Annotated in this window: 1 protein-coding gene; it reads left to right on the top strand. The window is 39.5% G+C overall.

The window, feature by feature from the left end; genetic code table 11:
* The coding region (locus BBG47_RS30550; RefSeq protein ID WP_217492563.1) for a hypothetical protein at positions 1-314 on the top strand (314 nt) is incomplete at both ends.

Below are 314 nucleotides of genomic sequence, written 5' to 3'. Positions count from 1 at the left end.
ACGGAGGGGCGTTATCCCTAGATGATATAAGTATTCAGAAGTTAAGTGAGTCATTCGAAAGTGGAGACTTGAACCAAACAAATTACATAGCGGGATCAGGTAGGATAACAAGTGACCCGCAGCATATCATCACGGGAAAGCATTCTGTGTACGTGGAATCCTCTCCAAAAGAAGAGTGGAAAGATGCAATTTATACTAACGCGAATAAAGTATATTTTGAAAAAAATACAACCTATGCGGTGACGTTTTCTTATAAAAGCATTGTAAAGCCTGTACAAGGGGAAAATGGTTACTTTTATTTTACGGCCAGGGGA

The sequence above is a fragment of the Paenibacillus sp. KS1 genome (genome assembly GCF_001680695.1).
Taxonomy (GTDB): Bacteria; Bacillota; Bacilli; order Paenibacillales; family Paenibacillaceae; genus Paenibacillus_B; species Paenibacillus_B suaedae.
This window is presented reverse-complemented; position numbering and strand designations above follow the sequence as displayed.